Source organism: Shewanella piezotolerans WP3, from assembly GCF_000014885.1.
In the GTDB taxonomy this organism is placed as follows: Bacteria; Pseudomonadota; Gammaproteobacteria; order Enterobacterales; family Shewanellaceae; genus Shewanella; species Shewanella piezotolerans.
The window spans coordinates 433,961-446,013 of the sequence record NC_011566.1 but is presented as its reverse complement, the minus strand read 5'-3'; the positions used below and the strand labels follow the sequence as shown (position 1 = coordinate 446,013).

Genomic DNA, 12,053 nt, shown 5'->3' with positions numbered 1-12,053 from the left:
TCATGTTGTTGATTTTCGCATAACGACACTGTTACCAATGTCGCTCACAAATAACTTTCCAACAGTGAGATAGATCAACAAAGAAGTGATTAATCCAGCGACAGCTAATTTATCTGTTAAGGCATTAAAAACCGCTGTTAACTTGGTCGATACGCCTCCACCGGCATGCTCAAATCGCTGCCAATGATTAAGTATGAAATCAAACTAAGAATGCCAATAACGATAAGGTAAATGATCAATCCTTTCGCCAGTTTTCGCAGTGCAGTGCGCTTGGTGGTTAAGCCCCATTTAACTGCGACACGGTACAAACCGACCATGGCGTGGATCACTACCGCTGGCAGCAATAAGGCATACAGCAACCACGCGTTTTGGTGGTAAACACGCTCAGCAGAAAGATGAGGGCCGATTTCAGGGTTAGCGATCATGGTAAAAAGATGTACAGGGACTAGGAAAAACAGCACGAAACCAGTCGCTAGCTGCCAGAACCACGCATGACTATCTTTATGGTTAATCACGGACATATGCCGTCTCAGTGCGCGCCACTGACCTAATTGCGCAGGAAAACGACGTAATGCCACTGCAGCATGAGCCATCACCACCAGCAACATAAATACCGAGAAGACCTTAGTCACAATTGGAAAGCCGTGGCCTGTAGAGCTAAACATTCCGCCCTCAAGAAACTGCACCACGGTATAAAAGGCTTCTTTGCCAAGTAAAATGCTAGATTCGAAATGCAGGTGAGCTAATAAGAAGCAGCCCATCAATACGCCGGTGATGCTTTGTATTTTGTCCGCTTTTGCCGAGGCGGGGTGTCCATTTGCGCTTATGTAGGATGCTAACATGGTGGTTATCTTGTTTATCTTATGCCTAGTCGTGGGATTTACACTCTAGCAAGTTGTTTCTCACAAGGTTGAACCACCATTTTCAATCGTGACTTTGCTCACCCTATTTCAGCTAATCATTAGAGCAAGATCACAAACAAGGGGGTAAAACAAAAACAGTGGTAATACCATTTAACCACCAAGTTTCAGTAACTTGAACATCACTTTCAAACAAAACAAATCATATTAATTTTTTGCACTTACAATAATACTGCTCTTTCGTTTAGCCGTTGAATCGTTAAGTAAAAACATGAATATTGCCTGTAGATCCTGCACCTTCTATTCGTTTGGGTATACAATACGGCGATATATCTAGCAAACGAGAATTCTCATGCCTTGGATCCAACTAAGAATTGATACCGACGGTCCTCATGCAGACGCACTTAGCGATCAGCTGATGGAAGAAGGGTCAATATCTATTACGTTCGAAGACGGTAAAGACACACCTATTTATGAACCAACCTTAGGTGAAACACCACTGTGGAACCACACGGTAATCATCGCTCTATTTGAAGCAGACCATGATTTAGTGCCAGTGGTTGAGCGGCTAAAGTTACTGCCTTATTTAGGCGAGAACTTCAGTCACAAGATTGAGCAGGTCGAAGATAAAGACTGGGAACGCGAATGGATGGATAATTTCCATCCGATTAAGTTTGGCGACAGATTATGGATCTGCCCGAGCTGGCGTGAAATTCCCGACCCTACTGCTGTCAACGTTATTCTTGATCCCGGTTTGGCATTTGGTACTGGAACTCACCCAACCACAGCGCTGTGTTTAGAATGGCTAGATGGACTCGACTACCGTAATAAAGACGTCATCGACTTTGGTTGTGGTTCAGGCATTTTAGCGGTAGCAGCACTCAAACTTGGCGCAGAGAAAGTGACAGGTGTCGATATCGATTACCAAGCGATTGAAGCCTCTAAAGCTAATGCTGAGCGCAATGGTGTTGAAGATCAACTTGCACTATACCTACCTGAAGATCAGCCAGAAGGCTTAATCGCCGATATCTTAGTGGCCAACATTCTTGCAGGACCATTGCGTGAATTGGCACCTTTGATTGCCGAAAAAGTAAAGCCCGGCGGTCAGCTAGCACTTTCAGGACTATTAAAAGAGCAAGCTGACGAGGTTTCAGCCTTTTACAGCCAATGGTTCGAGATGGACGCGCCTGCTCACAAAGACGACTGGAGCCGCTTGACAGGGATACGCAAATAACGGTATTGCGCGGCGCACTCTGCGCCGCGACAGACTTCGCACCTAGCAAAAGTCAAGCAAAAAAGTTGCCCTCAGGTCATTTATTGACCTTTTCACAGGCTTGAAAAAGGCGTACTATAGCGCCCCTTTGACGAGCAAGGTGATTTGATAAATGCAGATTGGACCCTATCGACTGAAAAATCAGCTGATCGTGGCACCAATGGCAGGCGTCACAGACCAGCCCTTTAGAAATCTTTGCATTCGTTATGGCGCAGCCATGGCGGTTTCGGAGATGCTTTCATCAAATCCTGATGTTTGGGATACAGATAAAAGCCGCTTGCGTATGACACATGCAGGTGAAGACGGGATACGTTCGGTTCAAATTGCGGGTTCAGACCCTGAGTTAATGGCGAATGCCGCCGCTGTGAACGTACAGCAAGGCGCTCAGATCATTGATATTAATATGGGCTGTCCGGCAAAGAAAGTGAATAAGAAGCTAGCGGGTTCTGCGCTATTGCAAGATCCACAGCAGGTAGAAGCAATTCTAAAGGCAGTGGTAGCAGCAGTGGATGTGCCAGTTACGCTAAAAATTCGAACGGGTTGGGCCCCAGAGCACAGGAATGGTGTTCATATTGCCCAGATTGCGGAAAATTGTGGTATTGCCTCGTTAGCCGTTCACGGTAGAACACGGCAGTGCATGTATAAAGGCGAAGCCGAGTACGACACGATTAAAGCAATTAAAAAACAGATCTCGATACCTGTTGTCGCTAATGGAGACATTTTAACGCCAGAGAAAGCGCGTTTTGTGCTGGATTATACTGGGGTGGATGCTTTGATGATAGGACGGGGCGCTCAAGGACGGCCTTGGATATTTAGGGAAATCCAACATTATCTGGATACAGGTAATAAGCTAGCGCCCGTTGAAACGGATGAAAAGCGTCAATTGATGCTTGAGCACCTTAAAATGCTTTACGCATTGTATGGCGATTATAAGGGCATTCGTTTCGCAAGAAAGCACGTTGGATGGTACCTAAACCAAGAATCACAACGCGCTTTTCGAGCCGAATTTAATCGGCTAGTAACCGTTGAAGAACAATGTTCCATGGTGGAACACTATTTTGATGAATTTGCAGCAAATTAATAAAGAGCAGAATACGAATGTTTGATCAAACAACTCACACTGAAGTTCACCCACTTACTGTTGGCAAAATTGAAACCGCAAGTGGCGCTATCAAGCCACAATTGTTACGCGATGCGGTCAAGCGTGCAGTAACAAACTTTTTCGCTCAAATGGACGGGCAAGAAGCTGAAGAAGTCTATGAAATGGTGTTAAGCGAAGTTGAAGCACCTCTGCTAGATATCATCATGCAACACACTCGCGGTAACCAGACTCGTGCTGCAAACATGCTAGGTATCAACCGTGGTACTTTGCGTAAGAAATTAAAAAAGTACGGCATGAACTAAGACTCACCTCTTAAGCTGTTGTATTGAAACGGGCTTTCCAGTAATGGGGAGCCCGTTTTTGTTTCCAAAGGGCACACTGCTTTTTCACTCGTCGCTAATTTCACAAAACTGCTAACAGCGTCCACCTACTGACTTATCTCAACTTTTTATTCCTAACACCAGCAGCTCTCTTTGCTACAGATAAGAAAACAAACACTGAACTTCTTATACCAATTGCATTAAGTATTTGAGCAGTTCAGAGCCCCTCAGTCTTTTCAATTCAAAACGCATTGGTAAAGAAATGGTTATTCCCTTTTAAGCCAATGCAAAGCAGAAGTGGAAAGACTGAGGGGCTCACGTAGTGCGGGTTTCAAAACGCTGTATGCTTCGTTATGGGATTTGGATATAGAATAACTATTAGCTCAAATTCCACTACTTGCCTACAGCGTTTTTAATTCCCGCTGAATGGTCAAACTTTTAATGCAATTGGTATTAAGCCCTCCCTCTGTTCGATACCTATTTTGATAAACAAACTCACCAAGTAACTCAGTTAATTTTTGCCGTTAAAAAAACGCCTAACTGTCTATAGCGACTACTATTAAAAATATAATAGGTCACACGGAAGCGCGAATATGCAAGCGAGACAAGTAAACAGTATTGCCGATACCATTGCCATCATTGAGAAACGGGGACTGTCCCATATTAAGGTCGGTCTATTCGATATAGACGGGGTGATGCGCGGCAAATACATGTCTAAGGCTAAGTTTGTCGCCTCTTTAGAAAAAGGCTTTTCCTTCTGCGATGTGGTACTGGGCTGGGATGTAAAAGATCAACTGTACGACAACGCTAAGTATACTGGTTGGCACACAGGTTACCCCGATGCACCAATGAGAATCTTACCCCATACCTGCCGCGATGTTGTTGGTGAAGCGGGCATGCTGCTATTTATCGCTGAATTTGCCGAAGATGCTGAAGCCGTCTGCCCACGGGGAACTTTAAGACGGGTAATAGAGAAAGCGCAAAGCATGGGTTTTAACCCATTTGCAGCATTGGAGTATGAGTTCTTTCTATTTAAAGAGACACCACAATCAATTAGGGAAAAGAACTTCCGTAACCTAGAGACGATCACCCCCGACTGGTTCGGTTATTCGATGATCCGCAACTCGGTGCACTCAGAGCTTTATCAGGATATTTTGTCGATGTCTGAGACCATGGACTTTCCGATTGAAGGGATCCATTCTGAAACGGGTCCGGGGGTCATTGAAGCAGCGATTGCGGTTGATTGTGCCGAATCCGCTGCCGATAAAGGCGCACTGTTTAAAACCTTTATGAAAGTATTGGCACAGAAGCGAGACTTGATGGCGACTTTTATGGCCAAGTGGTCTGCAGATTATCCGGGGCAAAGTGGTCATATTCACCTATCACTACAAAACAAAGATGGTAGCTCTGCATTTTATGACCCTAGCCAGACTCACTGCATGAGTAAAATACAGCGACATTTTTTGGCAGGTCAACAGGCGTTAATGCCAGAATTCCTGTGCATGATTGCCCCCACCATTAATAGTTACTCGCGCATGATCCCCGGCTTTTGGGCACCCACCGATGCCACTTGGGGAGTAGAAAATAGAACGACCGCTCTGCGGGTTATTCCTGGTTCGGCATCATCTCAGCGTGTTGAATATCGCTTAGGCGCTGCCGACGCCAACCCCTACCTTGCACTTGCTGCCGCGCTTGCCAGCGGCCTTTATGGCATAGAGCACCAGTTAGAGCCACAAGCACAAGTGATAGGCAACGCTTATGAACAAACTCATGACGCTTCTCTCGCACTGCCCGCCACACTGTGGGATGCAGCGCAGCGATTCAAGCAATCTACCGCGGCCAAAAGCTGCTTTGGAGAATCCTTTGTCGAGCATTACGCCATTAGTCGCGAATGGGAAGAGCGTGAGTTTAGAAAGCACGTAACAGACTGGGAAATGGCGCGTTATTTCGAGATTATTTAGGCTCACAATTCGACTTTAGATGATGCAGTCATAGCGAGTTGAGATTGAAAGTGCAGCTGAAAGTGAAATTCAAAGCATTGGAGTTGAGTTATTTATGCCATTACCACCAAAAATAGAGACGCAAGACACCGTATCTCCAATAGATGGCAGTGTGTTTGTTAGCCGTCAGCTCGCCAATGAGCATCAAGTATTAGCCAGTGTTGAGCAAGCAGTTACAGCTTATAGTGGTTCCAATAACAGCTGGAAACAAACGCCGCTAGCGCGGCGTAAAGCCTTGTGTCAAAAAGCCATTGAGCAGTTATTGAGTCATAAAGATGATATCGCCAAGGAACTCAGTTGGATGATGGGTCGCCCGATACGTTACTGTAAAGGAGAGCTTAATGGCGTGGCCGAGCGCAGCGACTATATGTTCAGCGTATCTGAGCAAGCCTTAGTGGATATTAATATTGAAGATAAGCCTGGATTTACTCGTTATATAAAACGTGAACCCTTAGGTGTTGTGGTGGTAATCGCGCCATGGAATTATCCTTTTTTGACTGCGATAAATGTCATTATTCCGGCTTTACTGGCGGGAAATTGCGTGATCCTCAAACACTCAGCGCAAACCCCCTTATGTGCTGAGCGCCTATACCAAGCATTTACAGATGCAGGATTACCGGCAGGCGTTTTTCAATATCTGCATATGAGTCACGATAATACCGCTAAGCTTATTGCCAATGAGCAGGTCGATTATGTCGCCTTTACTGGCTCGGTTTATGGTGGCGAAATGGTAGAGAAAGCCGCTAGTGGCCGCTTTATTGGTGTAGGACTAGAACTTGGTGGCAAAGATCCCGCTTATGTACGTGAGGATGCCGATATCGACAACGCTGTTGCCACCTTAGTAGACGGTGCCTTTTTCAATTCAGGCCAATCTTGCTGTGGTATCGAGCGCATCTATGTTCATCAAAGTATTTTTGATGAATTTATCAGTAAGGCAATCGCCTTAGCCAAACAATACCAGCTGGGACGGGCTGACGATCCAACCACCACACTAGGCCCTATGGTACGTACCTCTGCTGCAGATTTTGTTAGGCAACAGATAGCTGATGCGCTTGATAAAGGTGCCATAGCGCATATAGACGAAACGCTATTTCCCATGAGTCAACAAGGCACACCCTACCTTGCCCCTCAAATCCTCACCCAAGTTGATCACACCATGAGCGTCATGACACAAGAATCGTTCGGCCCCGTGGTCGGAATAATGAAAGTCTCAGCAGATGAGCAAGCAATTACCTTGATGAACGACAGTGATTTTGGCTTAACAGCCAGTATATTCACTCAAGATATAAACCAAGGCATTGTATTAGGCGAGCGGTTGCAGACGGGGACTTTTTTTCTCAATCGCTGTGATTACTTAGATCCTGCACTAGCCTGGACTGGGGTAAAGCAATCTGGACGGGGCTGCACCTTATCTCAATTGGGGTTTGAGCATCTAACTCGCCCTAAGTCATTTCATATTAAACATCCTTAACTCAGAACTCGTCAAGGCGGGTTCCAAAAAGGAGTCATCATGGATTTACATGCAAGTTGGAATTTCCCCACGGCCATCACCGTGGGTGCAGGCTGTTTGGTGCAGCTGGGGGAGCGCTGCAAATCCCTCAATATGACCAAGGTGTTGCTGATCACCGATCCCGGTTTAGCCGCTCTGCCTATGATCGAAGAGGCCATTGGATACTGCACAGCCGCAGGGCTTAAATCTGCAGTGTTTGCTGATATTCAAGCCAATCCAACCGGCAACAATGTTCGCGATGGGGTGAAGTTTTTAAACGCTGGCGATTTTGATGGTGTGGTGGCACTCGGTGGTGGTTCAAGTTTAGATACCGCCAAAGCCATTGCCATGATCGCCAAGCAAGCAATCACGCTATGGCAAGCAGAAGATATTGGCAGTAATTGGACCCGTGTCGATGCAAGCTTAATGCTGCCCGTTGTAGCCGTTCCAACCACCGCGGGCACAGGTTCTGAAGTCGGCCGAGCGTCGGTGATCACCGATACCGATGGTCAGCACCCAATTAAACGCATTATCTTTCACCCGAACATGCTGCCCGCCAGTGTTTTACTCGATCCAGCACTCAGCTTAAGTTTGCCAGCTCATATAACTGCAGCAACAGGTTTAGATGCCTTATCCCATAACTTGGAAGCCTATTGCGCCCCTTTTTATCATCCGATGGCAGAGGGCATAGCGATTGAAGGGATACGCTTGGTTAAAGAGTACCTTCCCAGAGCCGTTGCCAATGGTGAAGACGTTGCAGCACGAACCCAGATGCTAGTCGCTTCAAGCATGGGCGCCACCAGCTTTCAACGCGGCTTAGGCGGCATGCATGCCATCGCGCACTCACTTGGCGCCCTGTATAACCAGCATCATGGATTATTAAATGCGATTTTAATGCCCTACGTACTACTCCGAAACCGCAGTGCAATAGAGGAACGTATCATACGCTTATCTAAGTATCTTGAACTTGATGATGCCAGTTTCGATGGTTTTCTAGCTTGGGTGTTAACACTTAGAACGCAGCTAGCTATTCCGCACACCTTAGCTGAAATAGGCATAGAGCTAACTGATGAGGTTTTAATAGGCCAAATGGCAGCTAAAGATGCGGCAGCTGCCGGAAACCCCGTCGCGTTGACCGACGTCGAGTATTCATTACTGTTTAGCGATGCGGTAAACGGTCGACTGCTAAATACCCATCCTACCTGTGGGTGCTGAATTCATTGGAATGAAAATAGATTTTTCGACAAGGAGAGGTGTGATGAAAATAGGCATTTTACAATGCGATGATGTCACGAGCTCACTGCAAGCTAAACATGGTAATTACCCTATGATGTTTATGCGTCTGTTTGAAGACTTTGACGCTGAAATGAGCTTTTCAGTGTACCGGGTTATCGATGGTATTTACCCAAGTTCAATGGATGAATGTGACGCCTACATCACCACGGGGAGCCGTTACAGTGTTTATGATAATGAGGCTTGGGTGCGCCAACTTAAACATTATATTGCCGAACTCTATGCAGCTAAGAGAAAGTTTATTGGGATCTGTTTTGGTCATCAAATGATGGTTAAAGCGTTAGGGGGCAAGGTCATTAAATCTCCAAAAGGTTGGGGGGTTGGCGTGGCAACATCCCAAGTAACTCAGAGCACGCCTTGGATGAATGAAGCTGTAGCAGCAATATCCTTGGTGGTGAGTCATCAAGATCAAGTCAGTGAACTGCCCATTGATAGCCAGATCATTGCCACTAGTGATTTTTGCCCCTTTGCTATGATCCAGATAAACGAACACTTTTTAGGTGTCCAAGGGCACCCAGAATTTAGCAAGCATTACTCAAAAGATCTAATGAATGCACGTCGCGATCGCATCCCTCACCGCAGAGTCGAAGCCGGCATTGAATCACTGTCGCAGCCAGTTGATGACAAACTTGTGACTCGCTGGATTGTGAATTTTTTGCAGCAATACAATGTCTGATTATTTCTATCACGCTACGCGATATTGATTGAGGAAGTATCGGCTGATAGTAAGCTTCGAGTTTTCCCCTAACTATAGCCCAATGACCCCACACACCTTTTTAATTAAACAAAGCAGTTCTAAGCTTAAAACATGGAAGACGACTAATACTAAGTCAGTCACCTCCTGTTACAGGGGTATGGCTACCAATAGAACCTGACGGATCAACTCATTACTAAAGAGGCCACAGAAACCTAGTTACATCTAGATAGATATCGAGTAAACGATAAAACGCAAACACTTGATACTATATATGCAACTAAGCGCCAGTAAGAACAGCCCTGCTTCTCCTTGCCAGCGAAAAAACATCCCCCTAAAGCCGACCGATTTACTAAGAAATTTGAAAGCCAATTTAGAGGGTTCTCAGTCCCTAGCAAAACAGCAGATCCTCTTCTAGAATTAAGTAATGATAATGTCAATTTGTCGAAAGGAAATCATGCTTTCTACACATAGGAAAATGAAAGGGATCGTTGCCCCCTTGGCAGTAGTATCATTGCTTACCCTGTTGGCACTAGCTGGCTTAGCCTTAGACTCTGGAAAAGTATTTTCAGATTATCGCCGAGCCCAAACAGCGGCAGATGCTGCGGCATTGGCTGGAGCATTCGAAAAATTCTACGGCCGTGATGGAGGCATAATTAGTGCTGCTGATGCTGAAGCAGTGGCCAATGGTTTTACTCATGGTGATGACGGCATTAATGTAGCAATTAACAACCCTCCTTTGTCTGGGTTTTATGTCGGTGACCCGTTTTCTGTAGAAGTCATTATCACACAACCTACTCTAACTTTCTTTTCACGCGTTCTTGGTATCAACTCCATACCTTACACTGTCAGAGCTGTTGCCAATGGAAATACCGCGAGTGGTAACAACTGCGTCTATGTTTTGGATGATAACGAGGAAAAAGCTTTTGAAGTAAGCAGTGACTCACTACTAGATGCTCGTTGTGGAATATGGGTAAATTCAGATGACAACGAAGCTAGCTCTGTCGAAAGTGGAGCTTGTGTTAAAGCAGGTACAATTACTGTCGTTGGAGGCTTTAAAAAAAACCAGAATTGTGACTCTGGGGGAGATGCTTATCAGTGCGACAATCCAGGCGATTGCCCACTTAGCGGCAAAGGATTACCAGCCGCTCAATCGCCACTTCCAGCTCCCGACCCTTTCAGTGGATTACCAACTCCCACTGTAGATCGTAGTTCCGGCGCTTGCCCCAATGAAGAGCAATGTGACGCTACCGGTTGTAGCGGTAAGAAAAAAGATTCCAATGGTCCTTATGAGTCCTACACCGTCGACAAAAGTGGCAACTCGACCCTAAACCCAGGAACGTACTGTGGCGGAATATTAGTCAAGAAAGGAAACGTCACATTTAACCCAGGCGTATACATTCTTCGAGGTGGTGGGCTACGAATAGAAGGTAGTGACTCAGAAGCCACTGGCTCAGGTGTTTCATTCTATAACACCTGTTATTTCGATTGTAATTCCAGTGGAAATAAAGATCCGGAAAAAGGTAAAGAGTGGTATTGGACGCTGGACATTAACTCAAGTGCCGAAGTCGATTTTTCAGCCCCTCTTTGTAATGGTGGTAGCAGCGGAACAGCGTGCGAAAATGACTTAGATGGTGTGCTCTTTTTCTCAGATAGAGATGCACCTTCATCGAAAGATCCTGGAGCGTACCCAGTCAACCGAATCGACAGCAGTGTGACCGCCACACTTGCAGGCGCGATATATGTGTGGAACCAACATTTAAAGTTCCACAGTGGCTCATCAGGCAACCCCTCTGATGCCATTTTAGTTTCAAAGTTTTTGGAAATATCGAGTGGTTCAGAAGTGGAAATAACCAACTTCACTGGCGCAGGCGGTTCACCACTAAAACGCGTCACCTTAGTAGAGTAAATATCGTTCATGAATAATCATTATAGATCTCATACAAAACAGAGAGGAGTCGCAGCCATAGAAGCCGTGATTACTTTGCCATTTTTAATCTTAGTGATGCTCTTAGTTATGGATTTTGGTCGAGTAATGTATGTTTCAATTACCACAACCAGCGCAGCGAGAGCCGCAGCAGGATATGCAGCACAAAGCACTAACTTAGTCGTTGATACCTCTGGGATTCAAGCATCTGCTCAGCAGGAAGCGAATGACCTTCTCATAAATAATGCAAACGAACAAGCTGTTGATGTGAGCTCTAAGCGAATTTGTAAATGTCCAGGCAGCATTACAGAAGTCTCTTGCACTAGTAACTTATGCGCAGCTGAGCTCCAGATATTTATTGAAGTTACAGCTAGCCGCGATTTTAGGACGGTGGTTGAATACCCGTTCATTCCGAATGACATTCCAATTAGTCGAACTGCAATTATAAGAGCGCAATAACCATGATGAGTAACCATTTATTTAATCAACAGCGTAATCCAAGTACGCACCAAAGAGGAATAACTGCCGTAGAAGCCGCTATTGTAGCCCCACTCTTTTTTCTACTACTGTTTGTTATTTTAGATGGAGCGAGAATGATCTATGCCTACGGTACAGTAGCACATGCAGCCAGAGAAGGAGTTCGCTACGCTGTAGTGCGAGGGGCTGAAGCAGGAGAGGATCTGAGGCGAGCTGGTGACGCTCCGACGACATCCACTAAAGTAGAAGCATATGTAACTTTAAGAGCAAGACCTTTAAAAGGTATTTCTGTCACCACGACATGGGAACAAAATGGTAATTTACTGGATCTAAGTGCAGGGAAAGTAGTGAAGGTGCTCGTAGAACATGATTTCAGCCCTGTGACCCCTTTTTTGCCTAACCTAACACTATCTAGTACCTCCAGTACTGTTATCTACTTCTAACCCCTTGATTCACTTCAACGTTTACCAGGAACAAAAAACAAGAGAATCATATGAGTGTTGATTCGCCCCAAAAATAGGGACATATTGGCGTTTTGACTACCTTCTACAACCTTTCGTGCTTCTATTGGTGCTATTTAACTAAGGATAATGCCTACAATTACCGAAGAAATTTCTA

At 45.5% G+C, this 12,053-nt stretch carries 11 protein-coding genes; 10 read left to right on the top strand and 1 reads right to left on the bottom strand.

The window, feature by feature from the left end; translation table 11 throughout:
- Window positions 1-137 precede the first annotated feature (137 nt).
- Window positions 138-842: a fumarate reductase cytochrome b subunit gene (locus SWP_RS01965; RefSeq protein WP_020910641.1), complete on the bottom strand. Its 705-nt coding sequence runs from the start codon at window positions 840-842 to the stop codon at window positions 138-140.
- A gap of 370 nt (window positions 843-1,212) precedes the next feature.
- Here SWP_RS01965 and prmA point away from each other — a divergent pair, with 370 nt between their 5' ends.
- The 10 genes from prmA (at window position 1,213) to SWP_RS23155 (ending at window position 11,878) form a co-directional block, all read left to right on the top strand.
- On the top strand, window positions 1,213-2,094 hold the full coding sequence (gene prmA, locus SWP_RS01960) for a 50S ribosomal protein L11 methyltransferase (RefSeq protein ID WP_020910640.1): 882 nt from the start codon (window positions 1,213-1,215) through the stop codon (window positions 2,092-2,094).
- A 151-nt stretch (window positions 2,095-2,245) separates the two neighbouring features.
- Window positions 2,246-3,214, top strand: coding sequence for a tRNA dihydrouridine synthase DusB (dusB, locus tag SWP_RS01955; RefSeq protein WP_020910639.1), 969 nt, complete (start codon window positions 2,246-2,248; stop codon window positions 3,212-3,214).
- A gap of 17 nt (window positions 3,215-3,231) precedes the next feature.
- Entirely contained in the window at window positions 3,232-3,537 is a 306-nt protein-coding gene (fis, locus tag SWP_RS01950; RefSeq protein ID WP_012153658.1) for a DNA-binding transcriptional regulator Fis, read from the top strand.
- A 611-nt stretch (window positions 3,538-4,148) separates the two neighbouring features.
- The gene (locus tag SWP_RS01945; RefSeq protein WP_020910638.1) at window positions 4,149-5,516 is read left to right on the top strand and encodes a glutamine synthetase family protein; all 1,368 of its coding nucleotides are present in this window, start codon (window positions 4,149-4,151) and stop codon (window positions 5,514-5,516) included.
- 94 nt (window positions 5,517-5,610) lie between these two features.
- A complete protein-coding gene (locus SWP_RS01940; RefSeq protein ID WP_020910637.1) occupies window positions 5,611-7,026 on the top strand; it encodes an aldehyde dehydrogenase family protein in 1,416 nt (471 codons plus the stop codon).
- 39 nt (window positions 7,027-7,065) lie between these two features.
- The gene (locus SWP_RS01935; protein WP_020910636.1) at window positions 7,066-8,259 is read left to right on the top strand and encodes an iron-containing alcohol dehydrogenase; all 1,194 of its coding nucleotides are present in this window, start codon (window positions 7,066-7,068) and stop codon (window positions 8,257-8,259) included.
- Window positions 8,260-8,302: 43 nt separating this feature from the next.
- A complete protein-coding gene (locus tag SWP_RS01930) occupies window positions 8,303-9,013 on the top strand; it encodes a glutamine amidotransferase-related protein (protein ID WP_020910635.1) in 711 nt (236 codons plus the stop codon).
- 475 nt (window positions 9,014-9,488) lie between these two features.
- Entirely contained in the window at window positions 9,489-10,940 is a 1,452-nt protein-coding gene (locus SWP_RS01925; protein WP_187148531.1) for a pilus assembly protein TadG-related protein, read from the top strand.
- A gap of 9 nt (window positions 10,941-10,949) precedes the next feature.
- Window positions 10,950-11,417, top strand: coding sequence for a TadE family protein (locus SWP_RS01920; RefSeq protein WP_020910633.1), 468 nt, complete (start codon window positions 10,950-10,952; stop codon window positions 11,415-11,417).
- 2 nt (window positions 11,418-11,419) lie between these two features.
- Window positions 11,420-11,878, top strand: a complete 459-nt coding sequence (locus SWP_RS23155) for a TadE/TadG family type IV pilus assembly protein (protein ID WP_020910632.1) — start codon at window positions 11,420-11,422, stop codon at window positions 11,876-11,878.
- Window positions 11,879-12,053: the final 175 nt, after the last annotated feature.

What these genes read in the sequence shown, in the direction of transcription:
- SWP_RS01965 (WP_020910641.1), bottom strand. Translation starts at nt 842, where the DNA reads ATGTTAGCATCCTACATAAGCGCAAATGGACACCCCGCCTCGGCAAAA.
- prmA (WP_020910640.1), top strand. Translation starts at nt 1,213, where the DNA reads ATGCCTTGGATCCAACTAAGAATTGATACCGACGGTCCTCATGCAGAC.
- dusB (WP_020910639.1), top strand. Translation starts at nt 2,246, where the DNA reads ATGCAGATTGGACCCTATCGACTGAAAAATCAGCTGATCGTGGCACCA.
- fis (WP_012153658.1), top strand. Translation starts at nt 3,232, where the DNA reads ATGTTTGATCAAACAACTCACACTGAAGTTCACCCACTTACTGTTGGC.
- SWP_RS01945 (WP_020910638.1), top strand. Translation starts at nt 4,149, where the DNA reads ATGCAAGCGAGACAAGTAAACAGTATTGCCGATACCATTGCCATCATT.
- SWP_RS01940 (WP_020910637.1), top strand. Translation starts at nt 5,611, where the DNA reads ATGCCATTACCACCAAAAATAGAGACGCAAGACACCGTATCTCCAATA.
- SWP_RS01935 (WP_020910636.1), top strand. Translation starts at nt 7,066, where the DNA reads ATGGATTTACATGCAAGTTGGAATTTCCCCACGGCCATCACCGTGGGT.
- SWP_RS01930 (WP_020910635.1), top strand. Translation starts at nt 8,303, where the DNA reads ATGAAAATAGGCATTTTACAATGCGATGATGTCACGAGCTCACTGCAA.
- SWP_RS01925 (WP_187148531.1), top strand. Translation starts at nt 9,489, where the DNA reads ATGCTTTCTACACATAGGAAAATGAAAGGGATCGTTGCCCCCTTGGCA.
- SWP_RS01920 (WP_020910633.1), top strand. Translation starts at nt 10,950, where the DNA reads ATGAATAATCATTATAGATCTCATACAAAACAGAGAGGAGTCGCAGCC.
- SWP_RS23155 (WP_020910632.1), top strand. Translation starts at nt 11,420, where the DNA reads ATGATGAGTAACCATTTATTTAATCAACAGCGTAATCCAAGTACGCAC.